The organism is Crinalium epipsammum PCC 9333 (genome assembly GCF_000317495.1).
GTDB lineage: Bacteria > Cyanobacteriota > Cyanobacteriia > Cyanobacteriales > PCC-9333 > Crinalium > Crinalium epipsammum.
This window is the reverse complement of the sequence record NC_019753.1, coordinates 3,775,213-3,795,127: the sequence shown is the minus strand read 5'-3', so window position 1 is coordinate 3,795,127 and position 19,915 is coordinate 3,775,213. Positions and strand designations below refer to the sequence as shown.

General features: G+C 39.4%; 16 protein-coding genes. 7 read left to right on the top strand and 9 right to left on the bottom strand.

What is annotated here, in order from left to right; all coding sequences use genetic code 11:
* The first annotated feature begins 62 nt into the window (after positions 1-62).
* Both CRI9333_RS16585 and CRI9333_RS16580 read left to right on the top strand, forming a co-directional pair.
* Positions 63-3,125 (top strand): tetratricopeptide repeat protein, encoded by a 3,063-nt coding sequence (locus CRI9333_RS16585; RefSeq protein WP_015204324.1) that lies wholly within the window; start codon positions 63-65, stop codon positions 3,123-3,125.
* A 20-nt stretch (positions 3,126-3,145) separates the two neighbouring features.
* Positions 3,146-4,042, top strand: coding sequence for an ROK family protein (locus tag CRI9333_RS16580; protein WP_015204323.1), 897 nt, complete (start codon positions 3,146-3,148; stop codon positions 4,040-4,042).
* A gap of 47 nt (positions 4,043-4,089) precedes the next feature.
* Here CRI9333_RS16580 and CRI9333_RS16575 read toward each other — a convergent pair whose 3' ends face one another.
* Positions 4,090-4,509, bottom strand: a complete 420-nt coding sequence (locus tag CRI9333_RS16575; protein WP_015204322.1) for a hypothetical protein — start codon at positions 4,507-4,509, stop codon at positions 4,090-4,092.
* A 96-nt stretch (positions 4,510-4,605) separates the two neighbouring features.
* Positions 4,606-6,288 (bottom strand): CTP synthase, encoded by a 1,683-nt coding sequence (locus tag CRI9333_RS16570; protein ID WP_015204321.1) that lies wholly within the window; start codon positions 6,286-6,288, stop codon positions 4,606-4,608.
* Positions 6,289-6,968: 680 nt separating this feature from the next.
* Between CRI9333_RS16570 and CRI9333_RS16565 the strand changes: the two genes are divergently transcribed.
* The gene (locus CRI9333_RS16565; RefSeq protein ID WP_015204320.1) at positions 6,969-8,726 is read left to right on the top strand and encodes an N-acetylmuramoyl-L-alanine amidase; all 1,758 of its coding nucleotides are present in this window, start codon (positions 6,969-6,971) and stop codon (positions 8,724-8,726) included.
* Between the two features lie 107 nt (positions 8,727-8,833).
* On the opposite strand, the gene CRI9333_RS16560 is transcribed toward CRI9333_RS16565, so the two are convergent.
* The gene (locus tag CRI9333_RS16560; protein WP_015204319.1) at positions 8,834-9,706 is read right to left on the bottom strand and encodes an S-methyl-5'-thioadenosine phosphorylase; all 873 of its coding nucleotides are present in this window, start codon (positions 9,704-9,706) and stop codon (positions 8,834-8,836) included.
* Positions 9,707-9,918: 212 nt separating this feature from the next.
* Between CRI9333_RS16560 and CRI9333_RS16555 the strand changes: the two genes are divergently transcribed.
* Together CRI9333_RS16555 and CRI9333_RS16550 are read left to right on the top strand one after the other, a co-directional pair.
* Positions 9,919-10,314 (top strand): SH3 domain-containing protein, encoded by a 396-nt coding sequence (locus CRI9333_RS16555; protein WP_015204318.1) that lies wholly within the window; start codon positions 9,919-9,921, stop codon positions 10,312-10,314.
* 230 nt (positions 10,315-10,544) lie between these two features.
* A complete protein-coding gene (locus CRI9333_RS16550) occupies positions 10,545-11,030 on the top strand; it encodes a hypothetical protein (protein ID WP_015204317.1) in 486 nt (161 codons plus the stop codon).
* Positions 11,031-11,083: 53 nt separating this feature from the next.
* Here CRI9333_RS16550 and CRI9333_RS16545 read toward each other — a convergent pair whose 3' ends face one another.
* The 3 genes from CRI9333_RS16545 to CRI9333_RS16535 all read right to left on the bottom strand — a co-directional run bounded on the left by CRI9333_RS16545 (position 11,084) and on the right by CRI9333_RS16535 (position 13,267).
* A complete protein-coding gene (locus tag CRI9333_RS16545) occupies positions 11,084-11,263 on the bottom strand; it encodes a PCP reductase family protein (RefSeq protein WP_015204316.1) in 180 nt (59 codons plus the stop codon).
* A gap of 198 nt (positions 11,264-11,461) precedes the next feature.
* Positions 11,462-11,902, bottom strand: coding sequence for a cyanase (gene cynS, locus CRI9333_RS16540; protein ID WP_041226093.1), 441 nt, complete (start codon positions 11,900-11,902; stop codon positions 11,462-11,464).
* Positions 11,903-12,082: 180 nt separating this feature from the next.
* Positions 12,083-13,267 (bottom strand): NAD(P)H-quinone oxidoreductase subunit H, encoded by a 1,185-nt coding sequence (locus CRI9333_RS16535; protein WP_015204314.1) that lies wholly within the window; start codon positions 13,265-13,267, stop codon positions 12,083-12,085.
* 36 nt (positions 13,268-13,303) lie between these two features.
* Here CRI9333_RS16535 and rsmH point away from each other — a divergent pair, with 36 nt between their 5' ends.
* Positions 13,304-14,170 carry a 16S rRNA (cytosine(1402)-N(4))-methyltransferase RsmH gene (gene rsmH / locus CRI9333_RS16530; protein ID WP_015204313.1) on the top strand — a complete coding sequence of 289 codons (867 nt, stop codon included), beginning with the start codon at positions 13,304-13,306 and terminating at the stop codon, positions 14,168-14,170.
* A gap of 93 nt (positions 14,171-14,263) precedes the next feature.
* Positions 14,264-14,902, top strand: coding sequence for a Uma2 family endonuclease (locus tag CRI9333_RS16525; RefSeq protein ID WP_015204312.1), 639 nt, complete (start codon positions 14,264-14,266; stop codon positions 14,900-14,902).
* 220 nt (positions 14,903-15,122) lie between these two features.
* Here CRI9333_RS16525 and CRI9333_RS16520 read toward each other — a convergent pair whose 3' ends face one another.
* From CRI9333_RS16520 to CRI9333_RS16510, 3 genes are all read right to left on the bottom strand, one after another.
* Complete coding sequence (locus tag CRI9333_RS16520; protein WP_015204311.1) at positions 15,123-16,505, bottom strand: sensor histidine kinase; 1,383 nt, start codon at positions 16,503-16,505, stop codon at positions 15,123-15,125.
* A 117-nt stretch (positions 16,506-16,622) separates the two neighbouring features.
* Positions 16,623-18,470: a CheR family methyltransferase gene (locus CRI9333_RS16515; protein WP_015204310.1), complete on the bottom strand. Its 1,848-nt coding sequence runs from the start codon at positions 18,468-18,470 to the stop codon at positions 16,623-16,625.
* A 309-nt stretch (positions 18,471-18,779) separates the two neighbouring features.
* Complete coding sequence (locus CRI9333_RS16510; protein ID WP_015204309.1) at positions 18,780-19,814, bottom strand: chemotaxis protein CheB; 1,035 nt, start codon at positions 19,812-19,814, stop codon at positions 18,780-18,782.
* Positions 19,815-19,915 lie beyond the last annotated feature (101 nt).

The following is a 19,915-nucleotide window of genomic DNA, read 5'->3' as shown; positions in this document are numbered from 1 at the left end:
CCCCTGACAAATCTCTACTATCTCAATAAAAGATAAATTTCTTAATAAATAAAACATAAAAAATGGACTATCAGAAATTTATTAAAAAACTCCCACAGTTATACGAAGGATGGGGAAAAGCCTCAGCCCAACCCCTAACAGAAATCTACAACGAAATAAATCATCAAATTGGGGCTAATAGCTCAACCAGCATCATGCAGTTGCTCAACTGGGGGCTACAGTGCATGAGTGAGGAAGAAGTATTTTGTCAAATAGACGGAATCACCGCATCTGATGTCATCGGCGCATTGATTAACCATCCTCAAATAGCATATCTAGTTGCACAACCAACAGATAATCACCAGCAATCAGAAGTATTATTTGAATTAACTTCAGCCGTAAGTTTATATAACTTAGACGAGCAAATCATTTTAACAGAGCAACCAGCAGCCGAATTTTTCGGTGAATTAAGACAAATATCTCCAGAAACTAAAATTGGAGTATATGTCTATGCGGGCGCTCACGATTATCGCTCTCAACTGTTAGCATTACAATTAGTCAAACCCCTATTAGCACCACAAGCATTAATTATTGCCTTTGGGAGTAAATACAGTACAGCACAACAAGCACATTGGGATTTTTTAACGACGACACCACAAGCGCAACTATTACTAGAGTTACCTGCAACAGTGCAGAATACTTGGGGCGAAGGTATACAAATTTTTAGTTGGGATATAGAGCAAGATTATAGTTATGACGGTTCAGATTTAACAGAAAATCACAGATCACAGATAGTAATTGAAGCTCTGAGAAATACTTGTGAGCAATTAGAGTTACAAACCTTACCCCAAAGGCTATTAAATTTAGAGCAACAAGCGTTACAACTGGAAATTAATCAGCAATTTATCCCCGCCGTTGAGATTTATCAGCAAATAATTCAACTACAACCCAATCATGCTGATGCTTATTATCATTTGGGGATAATTAATGCTCAAATGCAGCGATACTCTCAAGCACATGAAATGCTATTGCGCTCTATTAGTATTGATGATACTAGAGCTACTTATCATTATAGTTTAGGTTTAGTGTCTCAACAACTTGGGTTAGTTGGACAAGCAATTGAAGCTTATGAAGCTACAATTAATCTGGATACTCAATGCGTAGATGCTTATAATAACTTAGGCAATTTGCTATGTGAGCTTAGTAATATCCAGCAAGCAGAGTTAGTTTATCGGAATGCAATAGCTAATGTGCCATCTCATTTTGGTAGTTATCTTAATTTAGGTAATTTGTTAATGGAGCAACAGCAAGTTGATGAGGCTATTGCTTTTTATGAGGCTAGTTTAGAATTTCATTCTGATAATCAAGATATATTACACAATTTAAAATTAGCTAAAGATATTAAAAATAATTCTGTAAATGCTGCTATTTATCTAGGAGATGAAGCCCACAAACAAGGGAAATATTCAGAAGCGATCGCTCATTATGAAAAAGCTTTAAGTAAGCCAGTAGAAGATGTTGTATTTTATACGAAACTAGCTGATTGCTATCAAAAAAATAATCAACCAGAAGTAGCAATTAATTCTTACAAAAAAGGAATTAAGTATCATCCAACGGCTACTTATCTTTATTTAAGTTTAATAACATATCTGCAACAGCTAGGGCGAGTTGAAGAAGCGATCGCCTTTGCTAACGAAGCTGCACAGTTACTACCTAAAGATTTTGCTATTCAGCTAGAAAAATGTCGTATTCTCCCAATTCTTTATCAAGACGCAGCAGAAATAGATTTTTATCGCCGCAGATTTATTAAGCAATTATTTGACTTTATTTCGCAACTATCATTAGTTAGTACAGAAGCAAAAAATAACGCACTTAAAGGATTAAGCTGGCGTACAAATTTTTACTTGCATTATCAAAGCAAGAACGATTTAGATGTGCAAATTAAATATGGGCAACTTGTGCATCAAGTCATGGCTGCTAACTATCCTCAATGGGTTCAACCTATAGCAAAATCACAATTAACCCCAGCCAGGAAAATTCGTGTAGGATATATTTCTTATTGTATGCAAAGTCATACAGTAGGACATTTATTTCTTGGTTGGCTAAAAAATCATAATCGCCAAAACCTTGAAATATATTCTTACTATAATGACTCGTCTGTAGACTGGATGACACAGCAATTTAGGCTTTATAGTGATGTTTTTTGCCAGATTACAGAATGTCATATACCCAAAAACTTAGAAAAACTTTGCCGACAAATCATTAACGATAAATTAGACATATTAGTTTTTATAGATATTGGTATGCACCCAGCACTAACACAAATTGGGGCGTTGCGTTTAGCACCGATACAGTGTGTTACATGGGGACATCCCATAACTTCAGGATTACCAAATATTGATTATTTCCTTTCTAGTAATTTGATGGAACCGCCAAATAATGAAAAACATTATTCAGAAAAATTAATTCGCCTCCCTAATATTGGCATTAATTATGCCAAACCAGTAATTCCTGAACTCAGTAAAAAACGCTGTGATTTTTACTTGAGGGAGGATGCGACGATTTATTTATCGTGCCAGTCTATTTACAAATATCTCCCACAATATGACTATATATATGCCGCGATCGCACAGCGCATTACCCAAGCTCAGTTTGTCTTTTTGTCTAGTGGTAAAACTGAAACAATCGACGAAAAATTTAGGCAGCGTCTGCAAAAAGCTTTTGCTAGTTTTGGGTTGAATAGTGCAGAATATTGTGTGATTTTACCAAGAATTAATCGAGTAGATTATCTTAACCTTAATTTAGTTGCAGATATTTATCTAGACACCTTTGGCTGGTCGGGTGGGAATACTACATTAGAAGCGATCGCTTGCAATTTACCCATTGTTACTTGCCCAGGTGAGTTTATGCGCGGTCGTCACTCCTATGGAATTCTCAGGATGCTAGGAGTTATAGACACAATTGCTACTGATGAAGCAGAATATATTGAAATCGCTGTCAGATTAGGTTTAGATCAAGAGTGGCGAGAAAGTATTATAAATAAAGTTAAGCAAAACCAAGATCGCGTTTATGAAGATAAAACTTGTGTAGTAGCACTAGAAGAATTTTATCAGCGTGTTGTGCAAGAACATCTAGCTAGCAAGTAACAAAGTTTAAATTTACGATTGTGAAAAATACTGAAGTAATTGGGATTGATTTAGGCGGAACAGCAATTAAACTAGGACGCTTTCTTGAAGATGGTACTTGCTTGCAGTCTTTAAGTGTGCCAACACCGCAACCCGCGACACCGACAGCAGTTGTCGATGCTATAGTTGAGGCGATCGCATCCTTAAAAACAAACAGTGCTAGAGCGATCGGCGTTGGTACACCAGGTCCCGTCGATGCTACTGCTAGAATTGCTCAAGTAGCAATTAACTTAGCAGGTTGGCATGATGTTCCCCTAGCTGACTGGTTAGAAGAAAAAACAAATTTACCTACCATTCTCGCCAACGATGCTAACTGTGCTGGTTTAGGAGAAGCTTGGTTAGGCGCGGGGCGCAAATTCCGTAATCTCATATTACTCACATTAGGTACTGGTGTAGGTGGTGCAATTATCCTTGATGGCAAATTATTTACAGGACATCAAGGCGCAGCAGGTGAATTAGGGTTAATCACCTTGTATCCAGATGGCGCGGCGTGTAATAGTGGTAATCAAGGCTCTTTAGAACAGTACGCTTCAGTTCAGGCAATTCGACGCATGACAGGAAAAGAACCAAATCAGCTAGGCGAAGCTGCTGCATCAGGTGACGCTGAAGCATTAGCTTTCTGGAAAAGTTACGGACAGAATTTAGGAATTGGCTTAGCTAGTCTAATTTACGTCCTAACTCCAGAAGCGATCGTAATTGGAGGCGGTGTAAGTGCAAGTGCAGAATTTTTCTTCCCATCTGCATTAGCAGAAATAGAAAAACGAGTATTACCTAGTTCTCGCGCTGGACTGCAACTATTACAGGCAGAATTAGGTAATCAAGCTGGTATGGTTGGCGCTGCTAAATTAGCATTTGAGCAGTTAGTAGTGAACCGTTAAACCTTTCCCCCTTCCCTACTCCTCTCTCCTCCCTCCTCCCTCCTCCCTCAACAACTTAAAGTATGACCAGATTGACACTCAATATAATCTAAAAGCTTTTGATAGTTATCGGGGTCACTATTCTTATTAAGAATAATTGGGATAGAACTGTCTGGTAGCCAAAACTTTAACCTGCCAAGAGAACAGCAAAAGCTACTAACAGTGTTGAGATTAACTATATACTCACTGCGATCGTAAATAATTCTAAACCAAGAAGTCGTCAGTGAGTAATCTGATAAATTTTGGATGTATTTTAAAACTTTATAATATCCATCAGGGTTGCTCTGTTGGTTGATAATAATCGGCGTACCGCTATCAGGTAGCCAAAAAGTGATCCGACCATTTGGGGCGCAAGCAAAAGCACTAAGACGGTCGAGATCAACTAGATATTCATTTCGCTCATAATTAATTTTTATCCAATGAGCCACAAAATTTCCTCATTTTAGGGAGTTTTGAATTTTGAATTAAAAGATTCGATATTAACTCAAAACTCCCTGAAAGATCACACCTTTTAAGCGCTTTATTTAAGACACCTCAGCAGGATAGGGCATAGCTGAGGTTGAGCTAGAAAATGTAGTTTCTATTGCCTCTGTTGTAGTTTCACTTAAATCAACACGAGTTAATGACGCTTCTATAAACCCCTTAAATAAAGGGTGGGGAGTGCTAGGTCGAGATTGAAACTCTGGGTGGAACTGAGAAGCAATAAAGAAGGGGTGATTTGTTAGTTCAATGATTTCCACTAGGCGACCATCAGGAGATGTACCACTAATGACATAACCGTTTTCTAAAAATAAGTTGCGGTAGGCATTATTAAATTCGTAACGGTGACGGTGGCGTTCGTAAATTACCTCCTCTTGATAAAGTTTAAAAGCCAAAGTGTTGGGTGATAAACGACAAGGATATAAACCCAAACGCATAGTCCCGCCTAAATCTACGACATCCTCCTGTTCTGGTAACAAGTTAATTACCGGATTTGTAGTATCAGGAGCAAATTCCGCACTGTTAGCATCTGCTAAACCAGCAAAGTTACGCGCCCATTCAATTACAGAACACTGCATTCCCAGGCATAAACCTAAAAAGGGAATTTTTTGTTCGCGAGCAAATTTAATCGCAGCAATTTTACCATCAACACCGCGAATGCCAAAACCCCCTGGTACAATGATGCCATCGGCATCTGCTAGATAGCGTTCAGCGCCGTCAGTTTCTATGTCTTCAGAGTTAATCCAATTAAGGTTAAGTTCACAAGCTGAAGCCATAGCAGCATGACGTAAAGCTTCCACAACTGAAAGATAGGCATCGGTTAACCTGACATATTTACCAACAATAGCAATGTTAATCTGGTTAGTTGGATGATAAAGACGATCAACTAAGGTTTGCCATTGTCTTAAATCAGGCTGATGTTGCTCTAATTCCAGTAATTCTAGTGCTTGCTGTGCTAGTCCTTCTCGTTCCATCATCAGTGGCACTTCGTAGATACTCTTGGCATCTTGTGCTGTAATTACAGATTCGATGGGTACATCACAGAATTCTGATATTTTGTCTTTTAGTCCTTGTGGTAGCGGGCGATCGCATCGGCATACTAAAATATTTGGTTGAATCCCAATTGAACGCAGTTCTTTCACTGAATGCTGCGTTGGCTTAGTTTTCATCTCCCCAGCAGAAGGAATCCAAGGTAATAACGTTACGTGCATATACAGCACATTCCGCCGTCCCACATCTTTACGAAACTGGCGGATAGCTTCTAAAAACGGCAGCGATTCAATATCCCCAACTGTCCCACCAATTTCTGTAATTACCACATCTGGGTTAGTATTTTTCGCTACCCGTTGAATACGCTCTTTAATTTCATTGGTAATGTGGGGAATTACCTGTACTGTCCCACCTTTATAGTCACCTCGGCGTTCTTTATTGATTACCGCTTGGTAAATTGAGCCAGTAGTAACACTATTGAGGCGCGACATGGATGTGTCAGTAAAACGCTCATAGTGTCCCAAGTCTAAGTCTGTTTCAGCACCATCTTCTGTAACAAATACTTCCCCATGCTGAAAAGGACTCATCGTCCCTGGATCGACGTTAATATAAGGATCGAGCTTGAGAATTGAGACAGAATAATTGCGCGATTTCAGCAAGCGCCCCAAGCTGGCTGCGACAATACCCTTACCAATGCTGGAAACAACGCCGCCAGTGACAAATACAAACTTAGTCATACAATATTTAAAAGTAGAACTTTCTACTAACCCCCCGTTAATTGTGGCACAATCTTCGCTATTAAGATGATGTCGTGTGTAGCCATTTTATGTTAAGCCTTCAGCATCTAGCCGCTAAGGGTCAGTTAGATGCCGATATCGTTGAATGATTAAAAGATTTTTACCTAAGAGCTAAGAGCTAAAAATTAACGGCTTAATTTAATCAGCCTCGTCGCCTTAGTTAAGGTTTGGTTAATTCACCACAGATGTAAGACAAGATAAACACAGATGCACACAGATGGGATAATGGATTAAGAGTAAGAAGTTTATTTAACAAGATCCTCGATTTTTTAGATCATTCAGGAATCTGAGTATTTTTTTAGATAAAAACATATATATTCTATCTAGTCTGAACGCTGTACTAATCAATGGTCAAGAATTATTAGTTTTTTATGAATTCTGGCGATTATTAAAGATGTTAGCGGCTATAGTTTTTAATAAAATAAATATGCTGATTGTGAGTGTTTCTATATTTGCCAAAAATCATGGTATGATTAGAAATTGAAAAATAGTAGTCAATAAAATATTGCTTAGTTAAAAAGCTAAAAAATTAGGATGAACTTATAGCTGATATTTTTTGAATCAAGAAACTTTTTTAGCGGTTGTTTGCTCTAAATATATTTAAGTAACTAAGATTAAAAATGAGAAATATCCTGGGATTGGCTGTTTTAGGGTCTTTAATTACATTTCCAGCTTTGGCACAACAGTCTCTTTACGTTTCCTATCCACCAACAACTTACAAAACGGCATCTGACCGGATTTTTGTGATGGGGACAGCGCCCTCTAAAGGACAGGTGTTAGTAAATGGGACGGCGATCCCACGAAGTCCGGCAGGGCATTTTGCTCCTAGTTTTCCCTTGATGCTGGGGGAAAATCAGTTTAAAGTGCGCTACCAAGATAAAGAAATCAATCTCAAGGTGACGCGCACTGCTACCCAAGCTGTAATACCCAAGGGAGTAGAGTTTGCGGAAGGTTCGTTGGAACCATCGGTGGATATTTCGAGGATGCCAGGGGAGTTATTTTGCTTTGGCGCGATCGCACCATCTCAAGCTAATGTCTCTGTAAATATTGGTGGTCAAACTATACCGCTATTTGTTCAAGAGCAAGTTGTAAATTTACCTGCTAATTCTGCCGCTTTGGTTTCAGCGCAGCAAAATCAACCATCTGCGGTGTCTGGTGCTGGGCATTATCTTGGTTGCGCCGCCGCCGCCGCCGCCGCCGATTTGGGAAACCCCCAGTTTCAATTAGAAAAAAATGGTCAGCAGGTTAGCCAGCAGGGACCAGGTAAGGTACAAATTATTTCTCCTGCTAAGTTGGAGATTGCAGAAGTAATTGTAGATAATGGGATTGCTCGTAGTGGGGCAAGTACAGATTTTGCTCGGTTGACACCACTGCCTAAAGGTACAAAAGCATCAATTACTGGACGTGAAGGGGAATGGGTACGCCTAGATTATGGTGGTTGGATTAATAGTAAGGAAGTTAAGATTGTTCCTGGTTCAGTACCGCCTAAGTCAATAATTCGCAGTATTACTTCTCGTAAAGTTGGTGGTGCAACAGAAGTAGTATTTCCTCTGCAAGTACCAGTACCCGTGACGGTACAACAGGGCGATCGCAAATTAGTTCTTACCCTTTACAACACTACTTCCCAAACAGATATTATCCGCCTAGACGATGACCCCATAATTTCTCGCTTAGATTGGCAGCAAGTATCGCCAGGGGTGGTGCAGTATACCTTTAACCTCAAATCTTTACAACAATGGGGCTATAAGCTGCAATATCGTGGCACAAGCTTAGTGCTATCTCTACGTCATCCGGCTAAGATTTCTAAACAAGCCTCAAAGCCTTTATCTGGGATCAAAATAGTACTTGATCCAGGGCATGGTGGTAAAGAATCTGGCGCAGCAGGACCAACGGGTTATTTAGAAAAAGATGCCAATTTGTATGTGTCAAAACTCGTGGGATATCAATTAATGGCGCGGGGCGCGACAGTATATATGACACGGGAGACAGATAAGCAAGTGTCGTTACCAGAACGGGTAGCAATTATTGACAAAGTGCAACCTGCAATAGCTGTCTCAATTCACTACAATTCCTTACCAGATCAAGGTGATGCTTTAAAAACTCAAGGTTTTGGGGCTTTTTGGTATCATCCGCAAGCTCATAGTTTGGCAATGTTTGTACATAACCATATAGTGCAAAATGCTCGTCGTCCTTCTTATGGTGTGTTTTGGGATAACCTAGCTTTAGCTCGTCCTGCAACAACACCTTCTGTATTATTGGAATTAGGTTTTATGAGTAACCCACAGGAATTTGAGTGGGTTGCTAATCCCCAACAGCAACAGAAAATGGCAAAAGCGATCGCTGATGGTATTACTCAATGGTTTGCTGCGACTAAATAAAAAAATGTTGTAGGTTGGGTAGAACGAAGTGAAACCCAACAACATCTCGAAAAGGTTGGGTTTCCTGCGTCAACCCAACCTACCCAGCTAAAGCTAACTGCTAATTGCTATAAATATTTTTGCAACAACAAATTTAACTGATCTTTTGTTGCAGCAGGAACTTTATCTAGAGGCGTGAGAATTGCATATTCTAATGCTGAATGAGCATCTGAAGTAAAGGGATTTTCGCTGAGGCGGCGTACTGTTTCTTGAATTACTTTTTGGGCATTTACAGCATTACGTTGTAAATTGCCAATAATCATATCTACTGTTACGCTGTCATGATCTGGATGCCAGCAATCGTAATCGGTAACTAACGCTAAAGTAGCATAAGCAATTTCTGCTTCTCTGGCTAATTTTGCTTCTGGTAAATTGGTCATCCCAATTATAGTTGCACCCCAACTGCGGTAAAGATTTGATTCTGCTTTTGTCGAAAATGCAGGACCTTCCATACAAATATAAGTACCGCCACGATGTAGGTTAACATCGGGTAAGTTGAGATTCGCGATCGCATCCGCCACAACCCCAGCTAACTGACCACAAACTGGATCGCCAAAAGCAATGTGAGCAACAATTCCTTCACCAAAAAAGGTAGAAATGCGATTTTTTGTCCGATCAATAAATTGATCGGGTACTACCATATCTAATGGTTTAGCTTCTTCTTTCAGAGAACCGACAGCAGAAGCAGAGATTAAATACTTCACTCCTAGCTGCTTCATCGCATAAATATTAGCTCTAAAAGGCAACTCAGAAGGCATCAAATGATGGTTGCGACCATGACGCGCCAAGAAAGCAACTCGTGTACCCTCTAGTGTTCCTACTATTAAGGCATCAGAAGGCGCTCCAAAAGGTGTGTCAACTTGCACCTCTTCAACATCTTTTAAAGCATCCATCTTATAAAGACCGCTACCACCGATGATCCCAATATCTGCTTTAATCATTGTTTATACCTTTTTAGCTAAATGTCGGAACGCCTGAAAGTTTATGGCTAGGCAACAAGTTTGTCAATAGTTGTACAGGCGATCGCGCAGATAAATTTACCGTTACAGAAGAATATTTATTATATTGTTAAATAATATCACAAAATCAATAATAATTATAATTAATTTAGTTATATTTTTGAAATCCACCTCCTTTATATATAAATTTAACTATGATATATTTCAAGCAAAATATAGCAACTTTGGCGTTAATATCTGTATCATTAACTGCCTCACAACTTATACTTCAACCAATTACTAAGGCAGAAAAAGTAAATTTTTCTACTTCCACCCTTTTAGTAGCTAACAAGGGTATTTGTTCATTTATTACTGCCAATAATGTTAATATTCGTAGCCAGCCTGGTACTCAGTTTAAAGTTGTTGCTAACCTCAAGATGGGAGATGGTGTAATAGCAGTCCTTAGAAAAGGAAACTGGGTACAAATATCTGGAAAAATAACATCAAAGCCAGGAGTTGTACCAGAGGTTGTTAAACCGATTAAAGGTTGGGTACTTAATACTTATATTAATGCTTGTTCAGGAGAGCATTTTGATCAGTGGCGCATCTAATTAAATATAGAATTAGCATCATTTTATCTTGAATAAATTTCCCACAATTAGCAGTGTCAGTAAGCTCATATTTGCTTCATATAGCTGAGTGACTTAACAGTAGTTGCGTTGTATTTTTTCCATTTTTGCGGGCTAGGAAAGTAACCTAAAAAATAGAATTTAGCTAGAATGGGTAGACAGTAGCGATCGCTTAGATTTGTGCTACTACATAATGACTTTAACAAAAAATTATGAATCGCAAAGATTTAAGCAAAGATAAATTCAGCGATGATGGTGATTACCCTTGCCCAGTCTGCCATCATGGTCAAATTTCGACTATGCCATTAATGGAAGCATTAGCTTGTAACTTTTGCCGCCACATCTTTACGTTGGATGCTGTTACACAACATTTGACTATGGCAGATAGTTCATTACCCTTGACTTGGCGCTGGAATGGTAGAGGATGGCGCAGCGTTTATCAAAATGGCATTGTAATTGGTTGGGGTATAGTATTGGGTGCGATCGCATTCGTATTATTACCAACAACCTTAGTCGCCCTCAGCGCATATATTTTCCCCGCCGAACCTCAAGCTTTCTTATCTTGGCTACCCATATTTTGGATTGGCTTAACTTTTGTGTGCCATTTATTATTGGTTGTTAGTATTGCGATCGAGTCTTACCAATTTCCAGTTTTTGCTTACTTAAATGCCATGCAACGTAATTTATTACGTCGTTAAAATTATCTCGATATTAATCATTATCCTCAAATGCAGTAGATGAATTTGCTAAATTATTTTTGTCCAAATTTTTGTTTAAGTTCTTCATAAATCTCTAGAGTGATAATTTCTTGCCCCGCTTCTTGTGCGTACTTCTCAATCTTTTTCCTAGCTGCGGGACGGACAAAGAAAGGAATTTCCTTTAAAGAAGCTTCCGCTTCAGGTGTCCAAGCTAATTTATTGGAATCAGCCATAAGGTAATTGAACTATTAAATACTACTCAAAAATGAATTTTAACAGATTAGCGACCCTAGCAGTTAAAGATTTATCTATCAATCAGCCTCAATAAAAAATATTGCTTGTATTTAAGTACAAGATTTATCCCCCTTACCGTTGTGGAGAGTGGTTTGGGGGTGGGGTTAACTAAAAGCGAAATTACTTTAAAATTTTCCTTACCATTTTTTATAGGGTAGGAATTTTCCTGACATAATTAGTTTAACTCTGTCGCCTTTTGGATCTTCCTCTTTCTCCACATCTAAAGTAAAATCAATTGCGCTCATAATACCATCACCAAACTTATCTTGAATTACTGCCTTCAACGGCATACCATAAACTTGCATAATTTCATAAAAACGATAGATAAAAGGGTCAGTTGGCACAATTGGTCCCAAACCTTTCACAGGATATTCACCTAATTCTTGCGCTAATTCTTCATCCAAACCTAACGCAAGTAGCAGCTTACTTGCTTCTTCATCAGATGCACTAGCTTGACGGTATATTACTGCTGCAATCCAAACTTCATCACGTCCAACTGCTTTCTCTAAATCAGCAAAACTGACATTTTTAGCTTTTTTAGCTGCTAAAAGTTTTTGGGTAATTTCTGGAATTTCCATGATAATTTTCTTCATTCAACTACTGAATGTTTATACATCCAGTTGGGACAAAATAAATATATTATTCTATAAGTATAAAAACTGTATGAACGCACACAGCAGGTGCATCCCTAATTCATTTATGAGACATCTCCAGATGTAGAGACGTTTTATACAACGTCTCTACATTCTCAAACAATCCTAACGGTCTACTGACCCCATGATGATGTCGATACTGCCCAAAATCGTTACGATATCTGCAACTTTGAAACCTTTGAGAATATGAGGCAGAATTTGCAGATTAACGAAATCAGCAGTACGAATCTTCCAGCGCCAAGGGAAGACATTATCATCACCAACTATAAAGATGCCTAACTCGCCTTTGCCACTTTCTACACGGACGTAGTGTTCACCTTTGGGAATCTTAAAGGTAGGAGCAACTTTCTTACCTATGTATTGGTAGTCAAAGCCATTCCACTCAGATTTTGCGCCTTCCATCATGCGCTTGGCTTCTAAGTTTTCATAAGGTCCGCCTGGAAGTGCTTTTAAGGCTTGACGCAGAATTTTGACAGATTCGCGCATTTCACGAATCCGCACTAGGTAACGGGCGAAGCAATCGCCACCAGTTTCCCACTGTACGTCCCAGTTAAAGTCGTCGTAGCATTCGTAGTGGTCAACTTTGCGTAAGTCCCATTTCACCCCAGAAGCGCGTAAGGTTGGACCCGAAAGACCCCAGTTAATTGCTTCTTCACGCCCGATAGTTCCAACGCCTTCAACCCGACGGCGGAAAATCGGGTTGTCAGTGATTAAGCGTTCATACTCATCAACTTTAACGTCAAAGTAGTCACAGAAGTCTACACACTTATCTACCCAACCATAAGGTAAATCAACTGCTACACCACCAATACGGAAGTAGTTGTTATTTACCATCCGATAACCTGTGGCTGCTTCCCACAAATCGTAAATTAATTCCCGTTCGCGGAAAATGTAGAAGAAGGGAGTTTGTGCGCCTACGTCAGCTAAAAAGGGACCAAGCCATAATAAATGGTTAGCGATGCGGTTCAACTCCAGCATAATTACACGAATGTAGCTGGCGCGTTTGGGAACTGGAATGTTCGCTAGTTTTTCTGGTGCGTTGACGGTAATTGCTTCGTTGAACATTCCTTCGGCGTAGTCCCAGCGACTAACGTAAGGAACGTACATAATATTGGTACGGTTCTCGGCAATTTTTTCCATGCCTCGATGCAGGTAGCCGATGACTGGTTCGCAGTCCACCACATCTTCGCCATCAAGGGTGACAATTAGTCTTAATACCCCGTGCATAGATGGATGGTGCGGACCCATGTTCAGCACCATCGGCTCTGTTCTGGTTTCAATTTGTGCCATATTGATCAATTAACAATTAACAATTAACAATTATCAATGGATAAGCCGGAGTTTTTTCACATATCGGTATTAAGCCGAGAGTTAGTCCACGGCTTGGCAATTCGTCCAGGGGGGCATTATTTAGATGCAACGGTGGGAGGGGGCGGACATAGCCGCTTGATTTTGGAGGCTGCACCGGATGTGGAAGTAACGGCTATTGATCGCGATGAAAGTGCGATCGCAGCCGCTAAAATTGTCTTAACTAATTTTAACTCACGGATCAATTTTATTCAAAGCAATTTTGCGGAGTTTAATCCTAAAAATGTTACTTTTGATGGTATAATAGCAGACTTAGGTGTTAGCTCTGTACATCTAGATTTCCCTGAGCGTGGCTTTAGTTTTCGCCACGAAGCGGCATTAGATATGCGGATGGATAGACGAGAAGATCTTACCGCAGCAGATATTATTAATCATTGGGATGAGAAGGAATTAGCAGATATTTTCTTTAAATATGGAGAGGAGCGACTTTCACGGCGGATTGCGCGGAGAATTGTCGAAAATCGCCCTTTTAAGACAACAACAGAATTAGCGGAAGCGATCGCATATTCTGTTCCTCGTCAATACCGTTATGGTAGAATCCATCCAGCTACTAGAGTATTTCAAGCATTAAGAATAGTAGTTAATCAAGAATTAACTTCACTGGAAAAGTTTATATATCAAGCACCTAATTGGTTAAAACCTAGTGGCAGAATTGGAATTATTAGTTTTCATAGTTTGGAAGACAGAATTGTTAAGCATAGATTAAAAGAATCACCGCTATTGCAAGTATTGACTAAGAAGCCGATTATTCCTCAAGAAGATGAGCTTGAAAATAATCCTCGTTCTCGTTCAGCTAAACTTAGGTTAGCAGAACGGAAGATTTAAAGTTAAATCAAACAGGCAGGACTTACGCAGAGATCCCCCTAAATCCCCCTTAATAAGGGGGACTTTGAATTTCCCCCCCTTTTAGGCACAAACATGAGCGTAACTGTTCCCATTCAAGCTATTGAACTTACCCCAGGTAGCCAGATTATTATCCCTAACCTTTCCTGGCAAGAATTCGAGCAAATTCTCATTGACTTAGGAGAAAAAAGTAGCAGTCGCATTACTTATTACCGAGGAACTTTAGAAATTATGTCCCCGTTGGCATTACATGAACGTCCGCACCGTATTATTGCTGATATAGTTAAAGTCATTCTGGACATTCAAGGGCGAGACTGGGAAGATTTTGGTTCAACAACCCTCAAGCGTCCAGAAATTGCTGGAATTGAACCTGATACTTGCTTTTATATCCAAAACGCTGACAAAGTTAAAGGCTGTACAAACTTGGATTTAAAACAGTATCCACCCCCAGATTTAGCAATAGAGGCAGATGTTACTTCTAAAACAACTCTTGATGCTTACGAAGCGATGGGCGTTCCTGAAGTTTGGATTTACCGCAGCAAGCAACTGAAAATATACTTACTCTCTAATCAAGGCTATGTTGAAATTGCTAATAGTCCTATCTTTCCAGGCTTACCTTTAACTGAATTAATTCCCCAACTGGTGCAAAAAGCAATTGATGAAGGTACTAGCAGAATGCTACGCGACTTGAGAAACCAATTTCCTCAGTTATAAACAGTAGGGTGCGATCTTCGCAGCGTAACGCACCCTACCTAATATAGATAAAATTGGTATTAAATAGGGTTTAAAATTTATTGAAAATGCTTATTTTTGAGTTGGTTTTTACCGCAGATGAGAGCAGATAAACGCAGATGAACGCAGATGTTTATTTAGATTTAGTCACTATAGCCAGATTTTTGGGATTAAACATAAAATCCCCTCTGCCCCTCTGCCCTCAACAAAGCGTCCTTACAACCCGCGATGATTGTTGCAAATTTAAGCTGTGTGGTAACTCGACACGGAAAGTAGAACCTTGACCTAATTCGCTCTTTACTGTAATTTTGCCATTCATTAGCTGTACTAAAGAATCTGTAATTGCTAATCCTAAACCAGTACCCCCTGGTATGCGCGTATTGCTTTGATTTGCTTGCCGAAATTCTTTAAAAATATGTTGCATTTCACCATCGCTGATGCCAACTCCAGTATCTTTAACAATAATTTCTAATTTATCTCTCTCAAAATCCCGCACTTCAACCAACACACTGCCAGATTCAGTAAACTTAATCGCATTTGATAATAAATTTACTATAATTTGACGCAAGCGATCGCTATCATTCACAACTTGGGGATTTTGTAAAGTAATATTTAACTGTAACGATAAGTTTTTTTGTTCAGCACTACGTCTAAAATCGTTAACAATCGTTGTTAGTAACTGTTCAATATTAAAAACTTCTAGCCTAAATTCTAAACGACCTGCTTGTAACCGAGAAAAGTCGAGAATATCGTTAATTACTGTTAATAGTTGTTTGCCATTATTTAATATCCGCTCTAGCATATTGATATGCTGTGGGATTAATTGACGATCGCATTGTCGCAACATCACCTGCGAAAATCCCAGAATCGCATTTAGTGGGGTGCGTAGTTCGTGGGATATAATTCCTAAAAATTGCGATTTGAGGCGCGATTCTTCTAACAGTTGCAAATTCTGAATCTCTATCCGCCGCCTTTGCTCTTCTGCTTGCTTGCGGGCGGTAATATCACGCACCAGCCAGCGCATACCAATCAAGCAACCATTCTGATTGTACATCGCAGCTACGGTGATGGCAGCATCAAAGGGTAAACCATTCCTTGCTTGCATCACCAATTCCCACTCCTGCACCCGCTCTTGTTGTTGCAGCCTTAGCAGTTCGTTAACAAAGTTATGACGCTCTTGCTCGACTACAAAAGTAACCAAGGGTTTATTTACCAGATATTTCTGGGGTAGGTTAAACAGTTTCGCTGCTGCATGGTTAGCTTCAGTGATTATTCCTTGAGCATTAGTTAATAAATAGCAATCAGGGGCAAATTCAAATAAATCTTGGTAGCGTTGACGTTCAACTTCTAGCTGATGACGAGTAGTTAATAACTGTTGATTCTGATCGCGCAGTTCTTCTTCCGCTACTTGCAGTTCTTCTAAAGCAGTACGCAATTCTTCTACAGCAACGGGTAGCAAGTCGGGTGCTGGAAACTGCCCTCGCTGGGCTTCCTGGTACACTAAAGATGCGCGATCGCGCACTACCTCAATTTGATTGAAAAACTCCTCTCCATTCACTGCCACCGCCCCTTGCTGCTGATTCATTTGAACACTAACTCTTATTTAGGTGATAAAACCTCTATCTTTCGTGCAAGCCTGTAGGAAATTATCCAAATTTAGCCTTATATATATTACATCACTGTCCAAATTGGCAACTGCAAACTAGCTGATTTCCTCCATTAAAATAATAACTCCCTGAAATGTTGTCTGAGTATGATTAATTGGTGTAAGGCTAATTTGACATTCTATTGATTTGCCACGACGATTTGTAGCATTTAATACTAACTCTTGATATGTCGCATTTGGCGATAAGCACAGCCTAATCGGTTGTCGAAGTTGCTCTAATGGCAAACCGATATCCAAATTCAGCAAGTGTTTACCTTGAACTTCATCTAACCGTAGCCCCCACATATCTGTAGCTTGAGAATTCCAAATATGAATGCACAACTCATCATCTAACACTACCACCCCCATGTGTAATGTAGTTAAGATTGATTCTAAAAATAAGTTTGCTTGGTTGAGTTGAGAACTACGTTGCAGTAATTCTTGATTGAGTGTTTGCAGTTCTTCATTAGTAGACTGAAGTTCTTCGTTAGTAGTTTCTAATTCTTCGTTGGTAGATTGTAATTCCTCGTTGGTAGTTTCTAATTCTTCGTTAGCAGATTGCAGTTCCTCGTTGGTAGTTTCTAATTCTTCGTTAGCAGATTGCAGTTCCTCGTAAGCAGCTTCTAACTCTTGGTTGGAATGTTCTAGCTCATCTTGCAATTTTTGATAGCTACTTACGTCATTAAAAATTATTTTTACTCCTAAAAGAGTTTGGTTTTCTAATAAAGGAATGATTTCTATATCAAAATATTTAATCTCACCAATAGTAGTTGACCATTTTATTTCTGATAAAGTAATTGGGCGATGTTCAACGGCAACTTGATCAATCTGAGAGCGCAATTCTACAGGTCGATAAGAAATTTCCAAGTCTTGAAAAGGGCGACCGATATCCCAGGAATTCAAGCCAAATAAGTTGTAAGCATTCTCGTTAGCCAAAAACAAGCAACCTTTAATGTCCACGACTACTTGTGCTAAGGTATCGGCTTTGAAGGCTGCCTCATATAAGAGTTTTTCATCAACCATTTCATTTGGTGTTGGCTCTTGATTAATTTTAGGAGTAGAGAATAAACGGTTTGTCTGACGAGATGTTTTGGAAACTTTGATATATATACGTCGTTTTAAATCTACTGGAGTGAACAAATTACTGCGGGTAAATAAAGTTTCGGCTTTACCTAAGAACAGAAAACCATCGTCATTGAGAGCGAAGTGAAAACGGTCTAGCAGCCTACTTTGTCCCTCAACGTTGAAATACATTAAGCTGTTGCGGCATACCAACAAGTCAACTTTAGCAATAGGTGCATCTTGCATCAAATTGTGGCGACCAAAAATTAGACAACGACGCAACTCTTTATTGAAAGTATAGCGGTTGGCATGAGAATCAAAGTATTTTGTGAGTAAATGAGGGGGAATATCTTTAACTTCTTTGAGAGAGTAATTACCTTGACGCGCTTGGTTGAGAGCTTCCTCATCTACATCTGTGGCAAAAATTTTTACTCGCTCCCGAAACTGCTTAAGACCGATAATTTCAGCCAGCACCATCGCCAATGTGTAGGCTTCTTGCCCAGAAGCACATCCAGCACTCCAGACACGGATAGGTTTGTCGGGATTTTTTTCAAGGATTAAAGGGATGATATCACTGGCAAGGTAGTCCCAAGCAGTGCGATCGCGGAAAAAGCAAGTAACATTGATTAAAATTGTATTAAATAAAAGATTAAACTCTTCTGGCTGTACTGCTAGGTAGTCTATATAGTCACTATAGTTATCAATATCAATTTCCTTCATCCGTAAGCGAATGCGACGGATCAAACTGGGGCTTTTATAATTAGTGAAATCAAAGCCTCGGTTATTTTTAATATAATCTAATAAAGCTAGAAATTCAGGGGTAACATCCTGTTGAAAATTCATTTAACCCTTGGTGTTAAGCTGTTGTGCTTCTAAGTTTTATGTTTTAGGGGGAGGGGGGAGGAGGGAGGAGGGAGGGGAGAGGGGAGAGGAGGGAGGAGAGATTATAGGGTTTGATAAATTTTCTCTGGCTTATAAAATGTAGAATTTAAGTGCGCGTTAGCTGATTAATTAGACTTTCAATTAATTTAGTTAAGTAGGTTGGCATAAATAAACGTATAATGATTTTCCACTTCACCAGTCCCCAGTCCCCAGTCCCCAGTCCCAGTCATAGCAGGTAACGTTTAATTTCACCCACATACTTATCGCCAATTAAATTTTATCTAATTGTCCATTTCCATACCGATGATTTAACCCTTTTGGTTGAGAGTCATTTAATAATGCTTCTCGGATGACGTTAGCACGCTTTTGGGCATCTTGTGACTGCTCATCAAAACGTTCTGCTGATTTATTGTGTTGGCGATCGCGTGCTTTATCTGCTAACTTAGCCGCTAAAGCCGAACTCTCTTCTAAAGCTCGTAACGCTATCCACAAAGCTTCTTCTAAAGCCTCAGACTGTTCAGCTAAAAGTGTTCCCGATGAATAAGCATGACCAGTACGACACCTAAACCTGAGCAAATGTCCTTCCTGAATTTCCCATAAACTACCACCACAGGCGGGACAAGCAAAACCTGAAGGATTACCTGGGCGATCGTGTTTGTGAACAGCGTTAATCTCTAATTCAGCTATATCCGATTCTATCTCCATTTCATCCGGCATTGGCTGTTCTTCCTTTGTTACTGGTTGATTCACCAACTCTGCCAAAAGTGATGGAATTCCCGATAAGGGCATAATATAATCCACCTCGACGTTCTCAACCGCGCTAGTAGGCATTCCTGAAAACATCGCTTCTTTGGGGTTCTGCACAATAGCAACACCACCCCGCATTTTTACTGCCATCAAACCTGCTGTGCCATCATCAAGCGATCCTGATAAAATCACACCAATTACGTTTGCTCCGTATACTCTGGCTGCTGTCCTAAATAAAGGATCTACCGCAGGTCGATGACCGTTTTCTTTGGGACCACAAGCTAAGGTAATATAACCACGTTTTATCAGTAAGTGATTATTTGGTGGGGCTATATAGATTTGCCCTGGCTTAATTACTTGTCCATCTTGAGGGTGAACAGCTTTGAGTTTGCCAGCACGACTCAGGATTGTTGGTAAAACGCTAGTACCATGTGGTGGAATATGAAGCACAATAAAAATTGCTGCTGGCAAATCTGGTGGCAATTGCTTAACTAATGCGATTAGTGCTTCGACTCCACCTGCTGAAGCTCCAATGACAATTATTTTGTAATCAGACATCTTTCAATTAACAATTAACAATTAACAATAAACAATTAACAATTAACAATTAACAATTAACAATTAACAATTAACAATTAACAATTAACAATTAACAATTA